At 41.1% G+C, this 21,086-nt stretch carries 23 protein-coding genes; 14 read left to right on the forward strand and 9 right to left on the reverse strand.

The annotated features are described in order from the left end of the window. The first annotated feature begins 645 nt into the window (after positions 1 to 645). From JOC54_RS05195 to JOC54_RS05205, 3 genes are all read left to right on the forward strand, one after another. On the forward strand, positions 646 to 963 hold the full coding sequence (locus JOC54_RS05195; RefSeq protein WP_204464941.1) for an ArsR/SmtB family transcription factor: 318 nt from the start codon (positions 646 to 648) through the stop codon (positions 961 to 963). Between the two features lie 54 nt (positions 964 to 1,017). Continuing rightward, a complete protein-coding gene (locus JOC54_RS05200) occupies positions 1,018 to 1,419 on the forward strand; it encodes an ArsI/CadI family heavy metal resistance metalloenzyme (protein WP_204464994.1) in 402 nt (133 codons plus the stop codon). 293 nt (positions 1,420 to 1,712) lie between these two features. Beyond that, positions 1,713 to 2,759, forward strand: a complete 1,047-nt coding sequence (locus JOC54_RS05205) for a threonine aldolase family protein (protein WP_204464942.1) — start codon at positions 1,713 to 1,715, stop codon at positions 2,757 to 2,759. Between the two features lie 369 nt (positions 2,760 to 3,128). On the opposite strand, the gene JOC54_RS05210 is transcribed toward JOC54_RS05205, so the two are convergent. Continuing rightward, entirely contained in the window at positions 3,129 to 3,641 is a 513-nt protein-coding gene (locus JOC54_RS05210; protein WP_204464944.1) for a hypothetical protein, read from the reverse strand. Positions 3,642 to 3,827: 186 nt separating this feature from the next. Further along, a complete protein-coding gene (locus tag JOC54_RS05215; protein WP_204464946.1) occupies positions 3,828 to 3,995 on the reverse strand; it encodes a hypothetical protein in 168 nt (55 codons plus the stop codon). 211 nt (positions 3,996 to 4,206) lie between these two features. Between JOC54_RS05215 and JOC54_RS05220 the strand changes: the two genes are divergently transcribed. The 8 genes from JOC54_RS05220 (at position 4,207) to JOC54_RS05255 (ending at position 12,570) form a co-directional block, all read left to right on the forward strand. Next, on the forward strand, positions 4,207 to 5,547 hold the full coding sequence (locus JOC54_RS05220; RefSeq protein WP_204464948.1) for a dihydrolipoyl dehydrogenase family protein: 1,341 nt from the start codon (positions 4,207 to 4,209) through the stop codon (positions 5,545 to 5,547). Between the two features lie 115 nt (positions 5,548 to 5,662). Then, on the forward strand, positions 5,663 to 6,553 hold the full coding sequence (locus JOC54_RS05225) for a ComEC/Rec2 family competence protein (RefSeq protein ID WP_204464950.1): 891 nt from the start codon (positions 5,663 to 5,665) through the stop codon (positions 6,551 to 6,553). 8 nt (positions 6,554 to 6,561) lie between these two features. Next, on the forward strand, positions 6,562 to 6,795 hold the full coding sequence (locus tag JOC54_RS05230) for a DUF3006 domain-containing protein (protein WP_204464951.1): 234 nt from the start codon (positions 6,562 to 6,564) through the stop codon (positions 6,793 to 6,795). 117 nt (positions 6,796 to 6,912) lie between these two features. Continuing rightward, entirely contained in the window at positions 6,913 to 7,197 is a 285-nt protein-coding gene (locus JOC54_RS05235; RefSeq protein ID WP_035420303.1) for an AbrB/MazE/SpoVT family DNA-binding domain-containing protein, read from the forward strand. Positions 7,198 to 7,453: 256 nt separating this feature from the next. Continuing rightward, on the forward strand, positions 7,454 to 8,017 hold the full coding sequence (locus JOC54_RS05240; RefSeq protein ID WP_204464952.1) for a TetR/AcrR family transcriptional regulator: 564 nt from the start codon (positions 7,454 to 7,456) through the stop codon (positions 8,015 to 8,017). A gap of 79 nt (positions 8,018 to 8,096) precedes the next feature. Next, positions 8,097 to 11,219 carry an MMPL/RND family transporter gene (locus tag JOC54_RS05245; RefSeq protein WP_204464953.1) on the forward strand — a complete coding sequence of 1,041 codons (3,123 nt, stop codon included), beginning with the start codon at positions 8,097 to 8,099 and terminating at the stop codon, positions 11,217 to 11,219. Between the two features lie 121 nt (positions 11,220 to 11,340). Continuing rightward, positions 11,341 to 11,487 (forward strand): hypothetical protein, encoded by a 147-nt coding sequence (locus JOC54_RS05250; RefSeq protein ID WP_204464954.1) that lies wholly within the window; start codon positions 11,341 to 11,343, stop codon positions 11,485 to 11,487. An 84-nt stretch (positions 11,488 to 11,571) separates the two neighbouring features. Further along, positions 11,572 to 12,570 (forward strand): NADP-dependent oxidoreductase, encoded by a 999-nt coding sequence (locus JOC54_RS05255; RefSeq protein ID WP_204464956.1) that lies wholly within the window; start codon positions 11,572 to 11,574, stop codon positions 12,568 to 12,570. A gap of 238 nt (positions 12,571 to 12,808) precedes the next feature. Here the strand turns inward: JOC54_RS05255 and JOC54_RS05260 are convergent, their stop codons facing one another. The 4 genes from JOC54_RS05260 to JOC54_RS05275 form a co-directional block, all read right to left on the reverse strand. Further along, positions 12,809 to 12,961, reverse strand: coding sequence for a hypothetical protein (locus JOC54_RS05260; protein WP_158332370.1), 153 nt, complete (start codon positions 12,959 to 12,961; stop codon positions 12,809 to 12,811). A 2-nt stretch (positions 12,962 to 12,963) separates the two neighbouring features. After that, complete coding sequence (locus JOC54_RS05265; RefSeq protein WP_054792903.1) at positions 12,964 to 13,176, reverse strand: hypothetical protein; 213 nt, start codon at positions 13,174 to 13,176, stop codon at positions 12,964 to 12,966. A gap of 10 nt (positions 13,177 to 13,186) precedes the next feature. Further along, complete coding sequence (locus tag JOC54_RS05270) at positions 13,187 to 15,034, reverse strand: serine hydrolase domain-containing protein (protein WP_204464959.1); 1,848 nt, start codon at positions 15,032 to 15,034, stop codon at positions 13,187 to 13,189. 184 nt (positions 15,035 to 15,218) lie between these two features. Continuing rightward, positions 15,219 to 15,851, reverse strand: coding sequence for a DUF4352 domain-containing protein (locus JOC54_RS05275; protein ID WP_204464961.1), 633 nt, complete (start codon positions 15,849 to 15,851; stop codon positions 15,219 to 15,221). Between the two features lie 453 nt (positions 15,852 to 16,304). On the opposite strand from JOC54_RS05275, the gene JOC54_RS05280 reads away from it, so the two are divergent. The 3 genes from JOC54_RS05280 (at position 16,305) to JOC54_RS05290 (ending at position 18,815) form a co-directional block, all read left to right on the forward strand. Next, the gene (locus tag JOC54_RS05280) at positions 16,305 to 16,658 is read left to right on the forward strand and encodes a hypothetical protein (RefSeq protein WP_204464964.1); all 354 of its coding nucleotides are present in this window, start codon (positions 16,305 to 16,307) and stop codon (positions 16,656 to 16,658) included. A 324-nt stretch (positions 16,659 to 16,982) separates the two neighbouring features. Then, positions 16,983 to 17,846 carry an AraC family transcriptional regulator gene (locus JOC54_RS05285; protein ID WP_204464965.1) on the forward strand — a complete coding sequence of 288 codons (864 nt, stop codon included), beginning with the start codon at positions 16,983 to 16,985 and terminating at the stop codon, positions 17,844 to 17,846. Between the two features lie 429 nt (positions 17,847 to 18,275). Continuing rightward, positions 18,276 to 18,815 (forward strand): hypothetical protein, encoded by a 540-nt coding sequence (locus JOC54_RS05290; RefSeq protein ID WP_204464966.1) that lies wholly within the window; start codon positions 18,276 to 18,278, stop codon positions 18,813 to 18,815. A 297-nt stretch (positions 18,816 to 19,112) separates the two neighbouring features. Here the strand turns inward: JOC54_RS05290 and JOC54_RS05295 are convergent, their stop codons facing one another. The 3 genes from JOC54_RS05295 to JOC54_RS05305 all read right to left on the reverse strand — a co-directional run bounded on the left by JOC54_RS05295 (position 19,113) and on the right by JOC54_RS05305 (position 20,595). Further along, the gene (locus JOC54_RS05295) at positions 19,113 to 19,616 is read right to left on the reverse strand and encodes a hypothetical protein (protein WP_204464967.1); all 504 of its coding nucleotides are present in this window, start codon (positions 19,614 to 19,616) and stop codon (positions 19,113 to 19,115) included. Between the two features lie 17 nt (positions 19,617 to 19,633). Further along, positions 19,634 to 20,071: a hypothetical protein gene (locus JOC54_RS05300; protein ID WP_204464968.1), complete on the reverse strand. Its 438-nt coding sequence runs from the start codon at positions 20,069 to 20,071 to the stop codon at positions 19,634 to 19,636. Positions 20,072 to 20,232: 161 nt separating this feature from the next. Beyond that, complete coding sequence (locus tag JOC54_RS05305) at positions 20,233 to 20,595, reverse strand: hypothetical protein (RefSeq protein ID WP_204464969.1); 363 nt, start codon at positions 20,593 to 20,595, stop codon at positions 20,233 to 20,235. Positions 20,596 to 21,086 lie beyond the last annotated feature (491 nt).

Raw genomic sequence — 21,086 nt, forward strand, 5'->3', positions numbered from 1 at the left:
GTTGTCGAGCGTATTGTCATGTAAATAGCTTATAGAAAATAAAGAAGATAAAGTGAGTAAACGAAGGATTCGGCTCACTTCATCTATAGTTTATTTAAGGAGTTACTAATACAAGCAATAGTTCTTCTATCTCACTAGAAAGGAGATTTCTGGCAGGTGAGTGAGTGTCCGCAGAAAAGTAACTATCAATCAAATAATCTAAGTGCCTTTCAAACAGAAATCGTTCATACGAAGAGATCATGGTTTAAGCTCCCTATTACATGCCGTAACAACTTGGTTACCCTAAACAAGCGGAGTTAAACAAAAGAATGAATGGGTATTTAATGAGAACAGAGAGCAAGAAGGCGCGGTTAGGTTATTTAGGGATTAAATAAAAAAAACCGTTAGTTAAAAAGAATTTTAAGTGAAGCCAGTTGATGATAGAATTGAATTGAATTCAATCGCAATACTTTTTTCTAACGGATAAAGGGGAATGATATGATAGTGCTGTTAAATATGTTATCCGATAAGCAGCTTGAAGCAGATTTGCGAATTAACCAGTTTATCGGAATGGTGGTTTAAATTAATCAAAATTACTTGATTAATAAAAAAAGATATGATAAGTTAAGATTAATCAAAAAAAATTGATGAAAGAAGCTGGTCATCATGCAACAAATCACTAGCGGTATATTAACAGAAAGAGAATTAAAGTCGTACGAAACCCAGTTTAAAGCTTTGGCTGATACTAGACGATTGCATTTACTAAACTTATTGAGTGTCCGTGGTGAGATGTGTGTCTGTGATTTAACAGAGGAGTTACACATTCCACAGTCCAAACTCTCTTATCATTTAAAACTTATGACTGATGCAAAAATTTTAAATAAAGATACTAGAGGAACCTGGAGCTACTACAGCGTAAATGAGCAACACGTTGATCACCTCTTATCTGAACAACTTTGTTGTATCTTAAAACCGTCTAATTAACGGTTTTAATTTATAAATAATAAATCAAAAAAAATTGATTAAGGAGTGTTTTACATAATGAATGTACACATTGGTTTAAATGTAAAAAACCTAGAGGAAAGCAAGGAATTCTATCGGAAATTTTTTAGTATGGATCCGGTAAAAGTAAAAGAAGGTTATGTAAAGTTTTTAACTTCTGAGCCAAACTTGAATTTAACACTAACTGAAGTAGATCGAGTAGAAGGAAATACGATTAATCATTTAGGCGTACAAGTCAATTCAAAAGAGGACGTGAGCCTCCACAAAGAACGTCTTGAAAAAGAAGGTTTTTTTGCCAAAGAAGAATTAAATACGACATGTTGCTACGCTATACAAGATAAATTTTGGGTAACAGATCCTGATGGGAATGAGTGGGAATATTTTTATACAAAGCAAGATGTGGATACAAAAGACGGTTCTCCGTGTTGTGCAAGTTAAAAAAATAAACGAGGTTAAATAAGTCAATCTTACTAGTTGGATTGACTTATTTTGTTGTTTGCGACGTATAGAGTGCAGAAATTGAAGCAGATAGCTAAAACCCAAATGCAGTGAAAACGATAAAGGGAGTTACTGAACGTTCATAGTAAACATAGGTTTTTTCTGAAGCTGGTAAACAAGCTAGACATTCGAGAAATGAAGAATTGCAGTTTTCCTGTTCTTTTTTATCGGTTATAATCAAAACAACTAAAAGTAGAATAAGTGATTTAGTTCAGACAGGAGCCAGCAAAAAGATGATTTATTTTCAGAACGACTATGCAGAGGGCGCACATGAAACGATCTTAAACAAATTACTTGAAACAAACGAGGTGCAAACCCCTGGTTATGGAACGGATGAATTTACGAGTCGAGCAAAAGAGTTGATTAAACAAGCGTGCGCCAGTCCAGAAGCGGACGTTCACTTTTTAACGGGTGGGACACAGACGAATACAACGGTTATATCGGCGATGCTTAGACCGCATCAAGGCGTCATTTCCGCAGATTCGGGTCATATTGCCGTGCATGAGGCAGGTGCCATCGAGTCAACCGGACATAAAATTAGTACACTAGCAAGCGATGACGGGAAGTTGACTCATGAGCAGGTGGACGCTGCTATTACGGATCATTTTAACGATCCAACGCATGAGCATATCGTCCAACCGGGACTCGTGTATATCTCGCAACCAACGGAGTTAGGCACAATGTATTCAAAAACTGAGCTAACGCAGCTTAAGAAAGTTTGCGACAAGCATGATGTTCCGTTGTTTATTGATGGGGCGAGGCTGGGCTATGCGCTTGCTGCTAAAGAAAGCGACTTAAAGCTTGCGGATGTTGCGGCACTTTGTGATGTCTTCTACATCGGCGGGACGAAGGTGGGCGCTTTATTCGGTGAGGCTGTGGTCATTACGAACGAGAAATGGCAAAAGGATTTCAGATCGATTATCAAGCAAAGAGGGGCGATGCTTGCAAAAGGAAGGCTACTTGGCATTCAGTTTGAAACATTGTTCACCGATAATCTTTATGGGCGTTTGTCGTCTCATGCGATTGAGATGGCCGATAAGCTGAAGCAAGCGTTTCTCGACATCGGCATTTCGTTTAAATACGAGCCAAGTACAAACCAGCTGTTTCCGATCGTACCGAATCAGCTTATTGAGCAGCTTAGCTCGCGCTTTGCCTTCTATCAGTGGGAGAAATACGATAACGAGCATACGGTCTGTCGTTTTATTACAAGCTGGGCAACGAAAGAGGAACAGATTCAAGCGTTAAAGGAAGACTTAACAACGTATCATTTGGTTAAATAATACAGAGTGGCTAGGTTACTAAAGGGAGGATCTGAAAAGACAAGTAATCTCAATTATGCTGAGTAGAACCGCTACAGGAGAATTATTCGCTTTCCCGGTGCACGGCCTCAGCCTCTTCCGTGGAAAACCACCACTCCATAGTCTTCAGATTCTCCTTCCGCTAATGTTAATATAAAACAAACGACGAACGTTTTTAATTTAGGAGATGTTCGTCATTTGGTCTGTCTATCTTCTTTTACCCTTTCTTAATGTTTTTTTCCATTAAAGAGGACAAGAAGACTGTTTAATGGAAAGAGATTAATTGATAGTAACACAAGAACATCCTCATAAAGTAGCTGGATTGTAAGAGTGGGATTAACCACTCTTTTTTTATGAACTACTATGACCGAGTACAATGGTTGCCGTTATGTATCCATCCGCATCCATAGCCTCAGATATAGTAACCATGAATTGATTAGGCTCATCATCTTCTGATAAAGGATAAAGGCCGGATTCTTCATAAGCTGATGCTAGACTTTCACTTGTGTAACGAATGTTTATTCTTGAATAGTCGCCAAGATCTTCTGTTTCTTCGCTTTCTTTTACCGCATCATCTGGCATAAATCTTTCTATACTTTCTAATGCCTCACCCATACTTCTAAGATTATTATCTGTCGCTTCGAAATCTAGACCTATGAAAATAGCGAATTCTTCTTCAAAAAACATAGCCAAGATGTAGTCATCTTGAAAGCTTGCGACAGCTGCGTCTTTACCGTTTTTTTCTTCGCCATAAGCGCTAACAAAATCATCGTATGAATCGCCTAATCCTGCTATTTCATTATTGTCGGAGCAAGCCGCTAAAAATAAAGTTAGAACTCCTAATGTGTAGAATAGTCGTTTCATCTAATTTCCCCCTGATAAGTTAAAAGTCTTGCTTACCCATTACGCTATAAAGAACGACATCCATTCAGATGCAGGCAACTACATACTTTTAGAATGTGTCGACAATCTGCAGTAATCCATCTTCAAACCTTACCTATAATTCGTGCCATAGACAAAAAAGAAGCAGGCAGCCACCCGCTTCTTTTTTTATATCGGTTCAACAGTCCATGTGATGTTTTTGTTTAAATTGTGAGCGTTTAGTTTCTTTGCTAGCAATTCAGCAGCAACAGAATCAGAAAAGGTCTTATCCAAATGACTATTTGAATCCTTTAAAGTCTCTGTTACCCCTCTGACAGTCCGACAAATTCTGTACATGGGGCATTCTCCTTTTCAGCTTAAAACTAAAGCTGTACATCTAGTGTCTCATACTTTCACTTCAATAGATAGAGTAAAAACTGAATTTTTACCCTTTTTTAAACACAAATGAAATTTGCAAACAATAAATAAACGTTAGCAATTAATCAAACTTTTGGGTTTTCCGCGCTTCTTAATAGGGAAAGAACGACACATAAGGTAGGTGTTAAGGATGACAAAACGTTATGATGTAATTGTTATAGGAAGCGGTCCAGCGGCAATGTCTGCCGTTTATCCAATAAAAGAGAGTGGTAAGAGTGTTGCCGTCGTTGAAGCAGCCCATTTCGGTGGAACTTGTCCGAACACAGGATGTGACCCGAAGAAGATTCTGTACGCAAAAGCTGAGGCTGCTTGGCAAGCAAAACAGCTTGCTGGCAAAGGCGTAAGCGGAGAAGTTTCGTTTAATTGGGAAGAGGCAATGACCGAAAAGGAGAAGTATACGTCGGTTGTTCCAGATGCGATGGAAAAGAAAATGAACGAAGCGGGAATTGATACATACCACGGTTTCGCGGAGTTTCAAGATGAAGCGACAATTGGAGTGGGAGATCAAACGTTAACGGCAGACCGGTTTTTAATTGCAACTGGCGCGAAACCAATGGCGTTTGATTTTGAAGGTGCGCATCTATTAAAAACAAGTGAAGACTTCTTAGCCCAGAAAAGCATGCCTGAAACAATTGCTCTTTTAGGTGGGGGTTACATTTCATTTGAATGTGCGCACCTAGCTGCAAGAGCAGGAGCGGATGTTCATATAATTGAAGCTGGTGATCAGGCGCTAAAAGCGTTTAATCAGACGCATGTAAAAGAATTAATTCAACTATCTGAAGAGCTTGGAATTACGTTTCACTGGAATTGGAACGTTGAACGGGTAGAAGAAACTTCTAGTGGTGTCGTCATTAGCGCTGGTTCCAATCAGCTGAAAGTAGACGCTCTTTTTCATGGAGCTGGAAGAGTTCCAAATATCGAGAAGCTTCAGTTGGATAAAGCCGGAGTGAAGACGGACAAGGGCGGTATTGTAGTAAACGAGTATCTACAAAGCACGAGCAATTCCCGGGTTTTTGCAGCTGGTGATGTCGCCTCAACAGATACGCTGCCACTGACACCACTCTCAGGTAAGGAAGGCGCGTTTGTGGCGGAGAATCTCATTGCGAATGAAATGAGTACATGGCGTCCGATTAAAGCAATGCCGTCAATTGTGTTCACCATTCCGAAGCTGGCACAGGTCGGCAAGAGCGAGGGTGAGTTAAAAAAAGCCGGTGTGGACTTTGAAAGCAAGGAAGTCGACATGACCGACTGGTTATCGAATAAAGCGAGCGAAGAACCGATTGCACTTGCGAACGTCTTAATTGAGAAAAGCAACGGCACCATTCTAGGAGCGCACTTTCTCTCGCAAGAGGCCGATCAATGGATTAATGTTTTTTCAATGGCAATTCAGCTCGGCATCACGGTCGATCAATTGAAGTCAGTGCAATACCTGTATCCCACTGTTCTAGGCGATATGGGAAATCTGTTTTAAGTCTTAAGTAACGCAGCACATGATGATGTCCTGCGTTACTTTTGTATCTGGATGAAGCGGGTGAGAGTCTGTTAATCTAGTAAAGGATAAATGAATGAAAAAGGACTGTTTTGCAATGACCAAAAAAAGCAAGCTGGCGCTGTTGGCGGCGCTAGTGATCTTCTTATCAGGCTGTAGTGAAGAAGAATTCTTCTCCCTGCTCGAAACAAATCAAAGCGGTGAAGCTCAATCAACTTCAGCGCCGGAGGTTACAGAAGGAGATGCAGTAGTGTCCTTTCTTGATGTCGGCCAAGGAGACAGCACGTTGATTCAATCAGAGGATACGACAATCCTCATTGATACAGGCAGGCATGATGGGGACGTGATTTTTGACCATCTTGAAGAACGAGGCGTCTCCAAGCTCGATTTGCTTGTGTTTACTCACCCACATGCGGACCATATTGGCAATGGCGATGAGATTGTGCGCCAGTATGAGCCTGAAGAGGTGTGGATTGATGGAAATGAAGCCTCGTCCCAAGTGTTCGAGCGACTTGTCGATGCTCTAATTGGGACGAACACCGAAGTTTATGAACCAACGAGAGGGGAAGCGATTGAGGTAAATTCCTTCCTGCTTGAAGTGTTGCACCCCGATGAATTAACAGGAGACTTGAATAATGACTCGATAGGTATCCGTCTCACCTACGGGGATGTCCGGTTTCTATTTACCGGGGACTCGGAAGAATCTGCGGAACAAGCAATGGTTGATTCCGGAATAAATCTCGAGGCGGATATTTTAAAGATGGGGCATCACGGCTCAAACACGTCCACAACGCTTCCATTTCTTGAAGCGGTAAACCCTGAGCTGGCTATTTATTCGGCTGGTGAAAACAACAGCTACAATCATCCAGGCGCAGAAGCAATAAGCCGTGTCGACCAATTTGGAGCCGAGCTGCTCGGAACGATTGAGGATGGCACAATCGTTGTGACGACCGACGGAGAAACGTTTACCGTCCAAACCGACAAATAGGAGGGCATATGGAGCAAAATAGAGGATTTATTGACCGAATTGAAGCAGGAAAAGCCGTTGTTTTAAGCGGGAAAGAAGAAAAGGAAACCATTTACGAGCTGGATCAAATCTATAAAGGGGCGAAGGAAGGCGACTACATCCAGATAGAAGGAGAGAAGCTCGTATTTGATCAAGAAGAAACGCACAAACGAAAAGAAACAATCGCAACGAAGATGAAGAAGTTGAATCGCAAGAAAAGGTGACGGATTAGGAAGAAGTTTGGAAAACGTTTCAAAATATAAAGGAATACCAGTGCGTTTTGTCGAAAGGATAGCGTGTAGTCCTTGATTAACTTTATCTTGATGAAGGGGTGAATTCAAATGGCGAGTACAGGAATTACAAGGAAATTGGACAACTTAGGTCGAATTGTTATGCCAAAAGAAATGCGTGATATGCTTCACATTTATGAGAAAACCCCTTTAGAGATTTTTGTGGAAGAGGATAAAATTATTCTGCAAAGGTACCAGCCAGAAATGGCCTGTATTCTAACCGGAGAAATAAGTCCTGACAATCTGCTAATCGGTGATGGGGAAATCGTTTTAAGCAAAGAGGGCGCCAAACTATTAATGGAAGAAATAGAGAAATTAACGGTTTATACCCGCTAAAAAAGAAAAAACAAGACCGCTTCTTCGAGTCAAGAGGCGGTCTGTTTATAGTGGTTGCAAATCAACTAGCGTCCTCTTTTTCCCAAAACCCTTAGTTGTTGCTAGGGTTGTTGCATGATCAATGAGCTATCGACAATGATACTCTTGGTCTCTTTAAATATAACTAGCTAGGGAAAGAGATCTCACTTTTACTTGCATTATGAAAAAGACTCCATTATGATAAGGAATGAATATTCATTCCGAGGTGGTGCTTGAAGTGAGCGACAAGCAGGAAAGCATTAAACAGGCAGCAATTGCGCTATTTGCAAAGCGTGGTTTTGATGGGACGACGGTTCCGTTAGTAGCCGAGGAAGCCTCTGTCGGAGCGGGGACGATTTACCGCTATTTTGAAAACAAAGAAGTGTTGTTAAACGTCATTATGCAAGGGGAAATGCTGCGCTTGGAGCAATCATTCAAGGAGAACTTTCCATATGATCGGTCGATTCGCGAGCAGTTTAGCCATTTGTTTATCGGCTTGATCCGCTTTTCACAGGAAAATTTTGAATCAATCATGCTCATTAATTCTCACACAACGAGTCGGCATCTATCGGACCAGACAAAATGTGACTATACGTCGCTGCTCACGTTTCTTTCAACGATTGTTGAGGCTGGCCGGGAGCAAGAAGTGATTGATCGAGACCTACCAATTGAAGCGATTGTGGCGATTACATTTGGTGCCGTTGTGGAGCTGGCAAAATGCTTTAATGGCGGGGAACTGACGTTAACAGAAGACTTACTCGAAACATTAGATGAAAAGCTATGGCGAGCGATCAGCACGTAAAACGGTTGACGCTTTGTCTTTCCTTTAAAACGGAATGAATATTCATTCCGCGGAAGAAATCGAATTGGGGGATAAGAAAATGAAGATCTTTCGTAATGGGCGGTTTATTGCCTTACTGGTGTGGGTGCTCGTGTCTGTAGTTGCTTTTATGTCTTTGCCTGATTTAGGGCAGCTTGTTCGTGACAAAGGCGAGATAACCCTGCCCGACGATGCACAGAGCGTCATTGCTGCCAATGCCATCGAAGGAATGGCCGATGATGGGGAACGTGCTTATGAGTTAATAGTTGTGTTTGATCGGGGTGATAAAGCGGCTTTAACGGAGGACGAACGAAATGAAATAGAAACGGTCGTTCAGTCGCTCGAGCAAGAACAGGAGCGACTCGCCATTTCCGCTATTGTTAGTCCGTTTGACAGTCCCGAACTAGAAGAACAGCTCCTCTCAGAGGACGGTTCAGCCGCGCTTATTCAGCTGTCTATCAGTCACTCATTTGGAACAATTGATGAAGTGAGAGAGGCATTGGCACCCCTGTTGGAGACTGAAACCGTTGCTTCGTATCTCACCGGTTCAGATTTAATTGCCGAGGATTTTACAAAAACGACCGAGGACGGCATTAAGAAAACGGAGGCAGTAGCGGTTGTCTTTATTATCCTTGTTCTTATCGTGGTATTCCGCTCGCCGATTGTGCCGGTCGTCTCACTTATTACGGTGGGTGTCTCGTACCTTGTTTCAATGGCAATCATTGCGGCCCTTGTGCAACATCTTGATTTTCCATTTTCTAACTTTACGCAAGTCTTTCTGATCGTGATATTGTTCGGTGTTGGGACAGATTACAATATCTTGCTTTATACCAATTTTAAAGAAGAGTTAAGCCGACACGAAGAAGATGTTCGCCTTGCCGTCCGAAATACGCTGCGTTCATCTGGAAAGACCGTGGTTTATAGCGGCATTGCCGTTATGATTGGCTTTGCGACGCTCGGACTTGCCGATTTCTCCTTTTACCAATCAACCTCGGCCGTGGCGTTTGGCGTAGCTGTGCTTATTCTCGTACTAACGACGTTAAATCCCTTTTTTATGGGCGTGCTTGGAAAAAAGATGTTCTGGCCAAGCAAACGTTTTTCCGGACATGGCGACAGCCGGTTATGGGGCTTTCTCTCAAGCCGTTCCGCCCTTCGACCGTTTCTTAGTTTAATGCTTGTTGCGCTTGTCATGCTTCCCATTCTGTTTTTATCAAAAGGGCAGGTTCATTACAATGACCTACTCGAGGTCGATGACGGCTATGCTTCAAAACAAGGAATCCAAGTGATCCAAGAAAAGTTTCCGAGCGGTTTTTCATCACCTGCAAGTCTCGTCATTCAAGCAGATGAACCACTCGATTCAGCAGAAATGTTAACGCTAATGGATCAAGTAACCGAAGCCGTAACGAACGTTAATGGCGTAGCTGAAGTTCTATCACCAACTCGCCCCCTTGGTGAAAAAATCGCAGAGCTCTACCTGAATGATCAAGCGAATGCAGTCGGAACAGGAATTGGTGACGCGAACGGAGGGACTAGGGAAATCCAAGGCGGTTTGTCAGAGGCGGAGCAGCAGCTTCAAGCAAATGACGAAAGTGGTTTTGACCAGGTCCAGCTGCTCATTGATGGCACAACGGCAGCTTACGATGGAAGCCTTGCCCTGCAAGAAGCCGTTTCCCAGATTGCCACAGGCGTAGGGGCAGGCGCGGATGGAGCAGCGGAGATTGAAGCAGGCTTAAACTCGCTATCTAGTAATCTCGCAACGGTTTCTGACGCTACAACTGAGCTGCACTCCGTCTACACGCAAATAGAAGCTGGTCTACGCACGTTCAGCGACTCATTTGCCGATGCAGCAGAGTTGCTTGAACAAAGCCTCGAGAATCTTTCTGGTGTTCAAACGGCAATTGAAACCTTTTTAAGCGAAAACCCAGAAATTGCTGCCGACCCGGCTGTGGCAGAAGCGTTGCAATCAGTGAGTACTGGTGCCGAGCAAGCGCAACAGCTCTCAGCTGGACTGAGTACCGCTTCAACCGAGCTTGAACAAGGCTTAAACGCATTCCGTGAAGCAAACAGCTCCCTTGAGCAAGTGAATGGAAGCATTGAACAAATCATTGCTGGTGCTGATCAATTGGCGACTGGCGCGGAAGAACTTCAAACGTCATTAGCGGAAGGGGCAGAAGGGGCGCGCACGGTTGAAGCAGAAGCGGGGCAGCTTGGATCGGGGTTAACGGAAATTCAGTCCGGGCAAGAACAGCTACAATCAGGCTTGCAAGAATTACAAGAGCAAATGCAAACCCTGCAAGAAGGATTGCTCGCAAGTACAGAAGGACTCGACGAGATAGCGACAGGACTGGAAGACGCAGAAAGCTATTTAGGCGAAGTGAGTGAATCAAAATCGACGGAGCGCTTCTTTATTCCAGAAGAGGTACGACTAAGTGATGAATTCCAAGAGGGCTTGGAAACCTATCTATCAGATGACCGACAAACCGCGCGCTTCACGGTCATTTTAGACAACGATCCTTTTTCAGCCGAAGCGATGGACGATGTCGCGGACATTCAAGCTGCCGCCGAAGCCGCGCTGAAAGGAACAAGCTTAGACGAGGCGACAATTGCGATTGGCGGTCAGTCTGCGGTCAATGCCGACTTACGTCAGGTCGCGAACGGTGACTTCTTATTCACCGCAAGCATTATGCTCGGAGGCATTGCGCTGTTTCTGATGCTCATTACTCGCTCGATTCACTTGCCACTGTTTATTGTGGGTATTCTAGCGGTTGCGTACTACACGGCGCTTTCAATTACGGAAATGATCAGTGGCTCGCTATTTGGCGTGGCAGAACTAAGCTGGAATGTGCCGTTCTTTGGCTTCATTCTTTTAGTAGCCATTGGTGTTGACTACAGCATCTTCTTACTCATGAAGTACCGTGAAACAACAGGAAGCCCACTATCAGCAATTGTTGTGGCATCTCGTCATATAGGCGGCGTGATCATCTCAGCAGCGGTTATTTTAGGTGGGACGTTCGCCGCGCTCTATCCATCTGGCGTCTTGACACTGATGCAGGTCGCGACGCTCGTGATCGTCGGGTTGTTCCTCTTAAGCGTGCTGCTTTTACCAGCCGTTCTGCCAGCATTAATGAGCATCACGAAGAAGCTCGGACAATGGGCAAATCGAAGCAAGAACGAAGAAGAATAATGGCGTTGAGGCAGCACGAGCGTTGTGCTGCCTTCCTTTTAAAAGAGCCATTTTGTTCGCACAAATGCCCTTAGGCTACATAGAATGAAGAACAATTCATGTGGAAAAGGAGGCCGTTCGGATGAACAACCTACCATCTGATCAAACGATTACCACCAATACACTGATAGGGCGAATGTTTACGCTTGGTGGTTCAGCTCTTTTCTTAACTGGCTCGTTTATAGCCGTCTATGCCGGGTATCAAGCTTATATAAAGACGCTCGAATAACGAACGCACGACATGTGTAAACGATTTACACATGGATACATAACGAGGGCGTTACAAATAGAAAATGAAATGGAGGGACAAGCAATGAAAGCAATGATGATTAGCCAATACGGCAAACAGCCGCTGCAGATGACGGAGGTCCCAACACCTGAGATTGGTGACCATGAAGTACTTGCCGAGATTCATGCCGCCAGCATCAATCCGGTTGACTTTAAAATTCGCGACGGAAAAATCAAGCTGCTAGTCAAGTATGAAATGCCGCTTATTTTAGGAAATGACTTCGCTGGTGTTGTCACAAAAGTTGGCGCCAATGTTACTCGATTTAAAGTCGGTGACGAGGTATACGGGCGCCCACGTAAAAACAAAATCGGCACGTTTGCCGAATACATTGCGGTCGATGAAGCGGACATCGCCTTAAAACCGCGAACCCTGACGTTCGCAGAAGCGGCATCGATTCCCTTGGTCGGACTAACGTCATACCAAGCATTGCATGACATGATGAAGGTACAAAAAGGACAGAAAATCCTGATACACGCAGGATCTGGCGGTGTCGGCACGTTCGCAATCCAGCTTGCCAAACAAATGGGCGCCTATGTCGCCACAACCGCAAGTGAAAAAGGCACCGACTTAGTGAAAACTCTCGGCGCTGATCATGTGATTAACTACAAAACAGAGTCATTTACAGAGCTGTTAACGAACTACGATGCGGTCTACGACACGCTTGGAGGAGAAGCACTTCATCAGTCATTCCAGGTGCTGAAGAAAGGCGGTACGCTCGTTTCCATTTCGGGTCTGCCCAATCGTCGTTTCGGTCATGAATACGGCGCTGGCTGGTTTAAAACGCTCTTATTTACGATCGCTTCAGCAAAGCTCACAGCACTCGAAAAAAAGCATCAGGTTGATTACCGCTTTCTCTTTATGGAGCCGAGCGGGAAGCAGCTAGAAACAATCGCCAGCTCTATAGAAGCAGGACAAATCAAGCCAGTAATTGATCGAATCTACCCGTTTGAAGACGCACAACAAGCAATCGATTACGCCGAAACAGGCCGAGCGAAAGGGAAGATTGTGTTGAAGATGAAATAAGAGCGCACGGGGTGCGCTCTTATTTAACATTATGTAGTTTGTTGTTTCTTCTTTTTCCTAAGTAAGATCAATCCTAAAATGACGTAAAGAATTGATAGACCAGCAAACGTAATGAACCCGGGTCTTCCGTTCAAGCCGAAAGTTGGGAGAAGAAAGTATAAAAGTAGGCCAAAGAGCAGAAAGAAGGGAGCGGCAAGAAAATAGGAGAAGTGGGGCGCACGTTTTTTTGGCACAAAGATCACCTCGAGTCAAATGATTGGTCGAAACGGTCGAGCTGCTTTTCCAGCTGTTCAATTCGTTTTGTTTGTTTTTTTAATCGCTCATCTAATGAAGCCGCGTAGGCCAACGTTGCGGCTGCCACTGTAAATGAAATAAGTGCAAACACGTCCATATCTACTCACGACTTCCTTTCTTTTGCCTCTCCATCATGCCGGATACGAAGAATAGCCCAGCAAGAATAAAGCTTGATAGGTAGAATAGCGGATTTCGATCGTACATTATCTGCACAATTCCCGAAACAAGAAAAACAGCCACCGCTATAAAATAAAGCTTTTGCATGTCATCACCTCGTCCATTACTACGCAAGAAAGGGGGAGGGGGTTTCATAGGACCTCCTTCACCCCAACATCCGCCAATAAACCAACGCCATAACCAACAGTACAAATAGAACAAGCGAAATGAGCTTCAAAACAAGAGCCCCTTTTCGATGTTCATTTTTGAATAAGCTTCTGATACAGAAATAAACGAACACAAGCGCAACAAGGATCAAGGCGTAATTAAGTCCAATCTGTGCGTAAAATTCGCTAAAGCGCCGCGCTGAATTCGTCAACATCCGAAAGGCCATCACGCCTACATTGATCACAAGAGCAAACGAAACCAGATGCAAGCCAACAAAAGCATTGCTGCTCGTTTTGTGGGACCGACGAATTCTACGAATGAGCCAGGTAATAAGTAAAACAACCGTAGCAACAATGAAGTACACGCAAGTGGCGAACAGGACCACCATCAGCACCTGGTTGCTCGGAGGTTCAAGTAAGAAGTAACCACCAGTGCTGGAAATGCGCAACAGTTGACCATCTTCTACTTCCGTATGCAGATACGGCATCGTCAGGAAGAGTGGGCTTCCTTCTTCATACGCATAGACGTACGGGCGGATTTGCTGGTAAATTGCTTCTTCACCACCAAAGTTAACGGTGATGGATTCGCTATCATTCGGCTCAACTGTCAATTTTAGTAGGGAATAATAAAGTCGAATGAACGATGAATCCATTTTGCGTGACTGTTGAAACGAACCACTTATTTCCTGCGTGTCAGGCAGGGCTTCACTGTCTTTTTCCGAATTCAAACCAATTAAAGCAGACGTCAGTTCCTGCGTGAAATGAAGCTCGCCGCCTTGGTTCGTTAGGACGATAACAGCGAACCGTTCTTCAGGCACAAGCTGAAGATTGCTAGAGAATGCTGCGGTATTGCCTCCATGACCCACGCTCCGACTTGAGCCTGGAAATTCCCAAAAGCCGTGTGCTAAGCCCGGAAAATCTTCTGTCAGTGCATACGTTTGTGTAAGAAGCTCTTCTAGGGTAGTACCTTCCTCGAATAATAGAGATTCCCCATCTTCAGGCAGAAGGGCAAGGGCAAACTGCGCTAAATCAAGGGCGGTTCCATTTAAACCACCAGCAGGATAGATCGAGACATAAAAAGGGTCCCCTTCAATAAATTCACCCAAATCAGCACGTAAATAGCCGTTTACTTTATCAGTTTCAACCGTGCTTTCCGGATCATTTGGGACAAATGCAGCTTCAACCGGCTCGGCAAAGGTAGAAAAGATTTGATCCTCAACGTACTCGTAAAACGGTTGCCCCGTGACGCGTTCAACAATGTAACCAGCTAGTGCATTCGAGTAATTGGAGTAAGCGACAACGTCACCCGGTGGATAAATTTGCTTCGGTTCACTTCGCCGTAAACCATCCTCCAGTGACTCAACATAGCGTTTCTCACTATAGCCAAGATCAAACACATAATCCTCAAAACCTGCCTGATGGTTGATTAAATGCATTAATGTGATCGGCTCATCGAACTGAAGCCGAGTCAAGAAGTCTTCCGGCAAATAAGCACGAATATCTTCCTGCAAATCAAGCTGCTCCTGCTCAACAAGCTGCATCACCGCAACATATACGAACAACTTGGAGATCGAGCCCCATTCAAACACCGACGTCTCAACATCGATCGGCACATTGTTCGCGACATCGCCTTGACCGTAGCCTTTAGATAGAACAATGTCGCCATCTTTTAACACAACGACACTCGCACCGACCGTCTTCTGACCAATATGCTCTGACGCAAACTGATCAACAAACGTTTCCAGTTCTTCTAGCGGAATGCCCGAGGGAGTCGAAGCTGCGGTTACTTGAAATGGGTTTACTACTAGAACAATGCTAAAAATAAGACCAAAGATAAATGATTTCATAGGTTCTCCTTGTCGGTTACTGGTTTTCTAGTTGTAATACGGTTGAAGTAGGGGAAAGGTTCGGAATAAATTGCAATTTTATTTCATCAATCTTTTTATCGGAGAATTGATGGGAATCATTGAGCAAAAAGATAGACCAAAGAAAGAAGGCTTCTCTTTTTCAGAGAAACCTTCATTGGGAGACTTAATTTTCTAATTCATCAAGCGTAAATGTAAACATCGCATCATTAATCGCGCTAATACCCGTTAAACCTGGCTTGACGCGGAGGTAGTTTTCATCATCAACATAGCCTTGATAAACGGCTGTTCCAGTCATTTCATCTCCCGGTGCAATCTCTCCCTCGACCCCGTCGTATTCATCATACCACTCAGAATCATCTGGCATGCCCGACCCTTCAAGAAAGTCCGTGTACTCAAACGTTCGTGATGTTTCCAAAGCGTCAATCGGCTCATCACCAACATTTTTAATCGTAATAGATGCAATAATATAGGCGTCTAACTCCGGCATTTCGCCATCAATCTCCTCAACCATCTCAACACTATTAAGCGTGAATTCAAAAGAAGCAACGTTGCTTTCCATGATGGCTGTATCGCCAACAACAAGGTCTAGCTGATTTTCTCCTTCTTCTGCCGGAGCATCGGTTTCATCAGTCTCATCCTCGACGTCTTCATCCCCGTTCCCATCCATATCCGTCTCATTTGGAGTAGTTGTTTCTTCTGATGGAGCGCTTGAAGCGTCGTCATTTGAATCGGAACATGCCCCTAAAATAAAGGGGACAGCTACCATCGAAGCAATTAGCGTAGTGGTTTTTTTCATATGTATACTCTCCTCTTATTTAGTTGTTCTTTTTTGACATAACCTTTTTTTGATTTCTTAAACATTTATTAACGAAATGGTTAAATTAGCGGTTGAAGTCGTTTATACTCTAAAAGAGTGTTTGTTTTTAATCTGCGTGTACAAATATAAAGATAAAAAAGGTGATTTCGTGTTTGATTCTTTAAAAACGGTACTACTAACATTTGTTGTGGTTCCTTCCATTCTAGGAGCTGGGATGGCTTTTACAGTAGAAATCCTCCCATTTCTGTGGAGTCTTGTTACTCAAAATAACGTAGGATTAGCGAGTAAAAATTTACTAGTGAGCTTTCTATTAGGCTATGTTGTCTACCTTGTCTATGTGATATACAAAGCGATAGAGCACAAGTATAGTAAAAAAACATAAAAGAAACTATTTACTAGTCGTCCGATATATGAGAGGAGTGTATTCCGATAATGAAATTTGGGTTAGGCTGTGTGTATACATTATTCGCTATGGCACTAGTTGCCTGTAACACAGAACCACCTTATGAGGATACGATCAATCAAGTACTAGAATGGGAAAATAAAGCAATAGATTTCGATAAAAGATTATATATTGATGCGCTTGAAAGAGATACAACATCAGCTATTAGAGTATATGATGATGGGGATTTTGTTGAAATTAGTTATGATGTCGGACCGAAAAGGCCAGACAGGACATGGGTATATGATTTACGAGATGTTGAGTATAATCGCTACGGTAATCCAGAAGACATCGTAAATCCAGAACCCGATTATGAAGAAAAAAAAGGCGAGGTAGTTGAATAAATTCCCTCAATATTTTCAAAACGATTGAGCGCAAATTCAAAAGAAGCGTTTCATAAAAACAATATCTAATTGGACCTTACCCCCTTCTCCCTGAGCATCGCTTCTAACCGTTGCATTTTCAACGTCTTAATCCATTGTTCTCTCATAGGGCAAGTTGTTTCTTCAGCTATAGAGACTATTCTAACCATGCAATTAAAAGTTTTGGCAAGGCTTTAAATACATATGATTATTATTTAAATAAAGTTAAAATCGGTTACAACTGCGCACAAATAGACCAGATTCGCTTGAGAAATCGCTTTAAGATAAAGCCAAGGAGTTGAGGGTATGGCAATGATTGATGTATTGCAAGAAACGATTGACTATATGGAGACGCATTTGTGTGAGCCACTCACAATCGGCGAGATCGCGAAACAAGCCAATGTGTCCCCGTTTCATTTTCAACGGTTGTTTGCCGTGTTAACGGATATGTCTGTTGGTGACTACTTACGCAAACGGCGCTTAACGCTGGCGGCACAAGAATTGGTCAGTTCAGATCTGAAAATCATTGATCTTGCGTACAAATACCAGTACGAAACTCCAGAAGCCTTTACAAAATCCTTCCGAAAGCAGCACGGGGTTACTCCAAGTGCTATTCGAAAAGGACTAGGCAAAGTAAATGCGTACAATCGGCTTGTCGTGCACGTACAATTGAAGGGAGCAAATCCAATGCGCTATCGGGTAGTAGAACGAGACGAATTGCAAGTAATTGGAACAAGGAGGACATTCTCACTTAAGAACGATGAGAATACGAGAGAAATACCAAAGATGTGGGAACAAGCTGCAAAGGACGGAACGATCGAAACCTTAGCCCAGTTAAACGACGGAGAGATTAAAGCTTTGATGGGTGTATGCGTAGACCATCAAGTGAATTCGAGTCTAGAAAAGGTAGAATACTGGATTGCGGCAGAGTCATCTGCGAGTGAATCAGACAAGTTCGAGAAGCTTGTTTTACCAGCATCAACGTGGGGTGTATTTGAAGTACACGGACCAGCTCCAAGCGCGATTCCAAAAGTATGGAAAGAGATTTTCTCAGAATGGTTTCCGTCGAACCCCTACGAGCACGCGGGCACTCCCGAACTTGAAGTCTATGTAGACGAAGATTCGATGAAAGAAGATTCTTATGCGGAGATTTGGATTCCGTTGAAGTGAGTAGGTAAGAGTAGTAGAGTAGTGTTTAAAATTAGTTTTATTTTAATAAATTTAAAATTAAATTTATGCTTTAGAAAGTAAATTTGGGAATAGTATGGGAATTAGCTGTTGCCATTTTATTATAGCACTTAATTTGAACAGCTTTCTTGCGTAAGGTTATTTTTTTAGGACATTAACAGACTAACCTTGTAATATGTTTTCTTCTTAAATATTTTAAAAAGAAATGATTTGTTATGTTACTATAAAGCAATAGATAGCCACATTATGCTATTCTAGAAAGTATTGTAATGATTGGTATGAGGAGGTTAGATCATTTTAATAAATTATCATTGTAGGATAGTATATGAATAATTATACGTTTTTATTAAAACTAGCTTTAATTTATTTCGATTATACTAAAGAGAAAAAAGAAGAGCGAAGGTGAAGGAGATGGTTTCTAAAAATAAAAAAGAGAATCCTCCTCTTTTTGGTTTTTCAATAGTTGTGACTTTTTTGCTATGGGGGATTTTAGCTTTTTATGCACCAATTTATCTCGATATTGATAGAGAAGGAATTTTATTAACTTTTCGTATAGTAGGTTTTGTATTAATATTTATGAGTTTAATAGGTTCATTAATAGAAATATCTAACCTTATAAAGTCAGAGGCTTTTTCATATTGGGGTGTATCGTTAGTTTTTATTGTTCCTGCAGTCCTATTAGATTTTTTTATAAATCATTATGAAGTGTTAAGCTCATGGGAATTTCTCATCAGAATATTTATCATAGTTTTATTTTTTATTGGTTTGCCTTTTATTCCGGTCGGATTTGTGTATTTATTGAATGGAGGTATGAAAGAAAATAGAAAAATAACTAATGAGGAAGAGAAAGAGGAACAAAAGTCCAGAAAATTGCAATTAGCGATATCGCTAATTGTGGCAATTATTTCCTTATTAACAGCGATAATACAATTATTTTTCTCTTTGAATTAGGGAATCTTGTGATTATAACAAGTATTTATAGGGCTATTATTAATATGTATTAAATAGCTTCAGTTTATTAAATTTTTTTCTACTCGCTTGGAACGGCGTAAGCTCTGTTACTAACATGGTATTGACCGCTCCATTTTTAAATCCTCTATACAAAATAAAGCTTGCGTAAAACCTTTAGTAAAATCAGTCATAATGAAATTCTCTTCACTGTAGGTAGTGGCGTGTTGACTTTATTCTTCTAGAAAAGGACTTCTTTTTTCATGTGCTTCTATTAAATTACATAATAAAATTTACACCTCATTCTCTAAATGCTGATGCATAAACATCATTTAACATTATAATTACAAGATTGAACAAACTTAGTATTCCTAAAAATAATATGTTAATGTAAGCTATTTTAATCAACTCCAGGTATACATGAGTAAGTGGTAGTCTTACATAAGGACCAAATAAGGAAAGCAATCCTGTTATTAGAAATAGCAAAGCTGTAAAAACAAAAGGACCTAAAAAGTCTATTAACGGTTTTCCTTCGTTATGATTCGCTAACCTTTTTAAATCTTCTTCTTTAAAGGCACTTTTACCGGCAACAAATAAAGCTAAAGTTAATGTTAATCCAGTAGATGAGACAGAAAAATAAGTTCCGACCTGGAATGAGGAAAAATCCATAAAACCATAAAGAAAATCCCCTATAAGAGTAGCTATTAGAAAAATAATCCACAACACAATTAGATAGGGTGGCATTAAATTTTTTTTTGAATACCAGATTACTTTTAATGGATTATTATAGAAATTCCCTTTCAAAACTCAACACTCCTTTCTTATGAATTACTATCTATCTGTCCTATTGTTTTAATTTTTTTAAATATATTTTCTCCTTTTGCCTTTAGAGATTTTAAATAACCGTGTTTCCCTTCATTATTTATGATTTCCTGAATAGGCTCCTTTTTTAGGGGGTTACCATCAGCCCCTAATAGCTTGAATTCAGCTTCCTTTGCTTCTGAATTCTTTAAAATATTATCCCTTTCTAAAGGAGGATTTCCGTTCGGGTATACAATAACATAACTTATTTCAGTGAATTCTCCATCCAAAGATATTCTTTCGTAAATAGGATTAATGTTAATTTTACCTATGTGTATATTAGAAGATTTATTGGAATTAACGAGTTCAACTAAAGCATTTATGTAGTTCTTTGCTGCTGTTTCTGATGAGCTTTCAACTATTACATGTTCGGTATGGGGGTTATAATAAGCTTTCAAATTTAAAGAGTTTATTACATTATCTTGGTGATATGTATCTAGGTATAACTTTATTTTATAAAATTTCCTTAAATGTGTGATGCCTGTCCCTACCTTACTATTAGAATGAATACTTGCATATAAATCGACATCTTCATCTGAGAATACTTCATATGCTTTTATTATTCCTGGATATTTTTTTCTAATTCCCTTCTTTTATTCATACATACTTCGTTTAATTTTAGAAAGTCATGTGAATAATGAATTTCGTGATTATTTTTAAATTGTGAAAGTATCTGTTTATGGTGCTCAAATAGTTTAATCGTTGTTAATTCTAATTCTCCAAATAAATCCCGAAAAATTTGCTCGTCAGTTTTTTGGGGAATCAGTTCATATAGGTTATTAGTTTCATTTAACTCAATCTCTAATACATTCTCAAAAGCCAATGGTATTTTATCGTAAAGTAAATATTCGAATTGTTTGTGTTTTCTATAGTATAATAATATATCAGGTTGAATGTTCAGTTTAAAAACAATATAACTCAATCAAGTTCACTCCTTGTTAATTCAGTTATCTAAAAAAGTGCAATTATCAGCGCATAGAACTTATGTACCAGTAATAGCAATAATTATATAATAGATTTGAAGATAGTGATAGAAGAAAGTGCTACTTACTTAGACTGACTGACATTTTCAGCTGATTAATACATTAGATGCTATACTGTAGCGTTCTATTAATTCACTCCCGGGATCAATTTTTAATATTAATTATTGCTTAAATATTTTAGAATGAAAAATTATGGATTAATAGACAAAACAACAGGGCTAGCCCTGTTGTTTTGTCAGGCTGTTGAGAAAGTAATTTCTCAACAGCTTTTTCTTATTTATAGACGCCTAAACAAAAACACTCTTGTTATAATGGAAAAAAGAACGGAAACGTGCTGGGGGAATGCGTAATGTTACGTCGTCAAACAGATAAACAAATTGAACTCGAAATGGTTTCCATTGATCAATTGATGCCTGAGGATCATTTACTT

The organism is Shouchella xiaoxiensis, from assembly GCF_016907895.1.
Taxonomy (GTDB): Bacteria; Bacillota; Bacilli; order Bacillales; family Bacillaceae_D; genus Shouchella; species Shouchella xiaoxiensis.

Coding starts and splice junctions, on each gene's coding strand:
- JOC54_RS05215 (WP_204464946.1), bottom strand. CDS start 3,995: ATGTACAGAATTTGTCGGACTGTCAGAGGGGTAACAGAGACTTTAAAG.
- JOC54_RS05270 (WP_204464959.1), bottom strand. CDS start 15,034: ATGAAATCATTTATCTTTGGTCTTATTTTTAGCATTGTTCTAGTAGTA.
- JOC54_RS05290 (WP_204464966.1), top strand. CDS start 18,276: ATGGTTTCTAAAAATAAAAAAGAGAATCCTCCTCTTTTTGGTTTTTCA.
- JOC54_RS05255 (WP_204464956.1), top strand. CDS start 11,572: ATGAAAGCAATGATGATTAGCCAATACGGCAAACAGCCGCTGCAGATG.
- JOC54_RS05280 (WP_204464964.1), top strand. CDS start 16,305: ATGAAATTTGGGTTAGGCTGTGTGTATACATTATTCGCTATGGCACTA.
- JOC54_RS05265 (WP_054792903.1), bottom strand. CDS start 13,176: ATGAAACCCCCTCCCCCTTTCTTGCGTAGTAATGGACGAGGTGATGAC.
- JOC54_RS05225 (WP_204464950.1), top strand. CDS start 5,663: ATGACCAAAAAAAGCAAGCTGGCGCTGTTGGCGGCGCTAGTGATCTTC.
- JOC54_RS05195 (WP_204464941.1), top strand. CDS start 646: ATGCAACAAATCACTAGCGGTATATTAACAGAAAGAGAATTAAAGTCG.
- JOC54_RS05285 (WP_204464965.1), top strand. CDS start 16,983: ATGGCAATGATTGATGTATTGCAAGAAACGATTGACTATATGGAGACG.
- JOC54_RS05235 (WP_035420303.1), top strand. CDS start 6,913: ATGGCGAGTACAGGAATTACAAGGAAATTGGACAACTTAGGTCGAATT.
- JOC54_RS05245 (WP_204464953.1), top strand. CDS start 8,097: ATGAAGATCTTTCGTAATGGGCGGTTTATTGCCTTACTGGTGTGGGTG.
- JOC54_RS05205 (WP_204464942.1), top strand. CDS start 1,713: ATGATTTATTTTCAGAACGACTATGCAGAGGGCGCACATGAAACGATC.
- JOC54_RS05230 (WP_204464951.1), top strand. CDS start 6,562: ATGGAGCAAAATAGAGGATTTATTGACCGAATTGAAGCAGGAAAAGCC.
- JOC54_RS05220 (WP_204464948.1), top strand. CDS start 4,207: ATGACAAAACGTTATGATGTAATTGTTATAGGAAGCGGTCCAGCGGCA.
- JOC54_RS05210 (WP_204464944.1), bottom strand. CDS start 3,641: ATGAAACGACTATTCTACACATTAGGAGTTCTAACTTTATTTTTAGCG.
- JOC54_RS05250 (WP_204464954.1), top strand. CDS start 11,341: ATGAACAACCTACCATCTGATCAAACGATTACCACCAATACACTGATA.
- JOC54_RS05275 (WP_204464961.1), bottom strand. CDS start 15,851: ATGAAAAAAACCACTACGCTAATTGCTTCGATGGTAGCTGTCCCCTTT.
- JOC54_RS05260 (WP_158332370.1), bottom strand. CDS start 12,961: ATGGACGTGTTTGCACTTATTTCATTTACAGTGGCAGCCGCAACGTTG.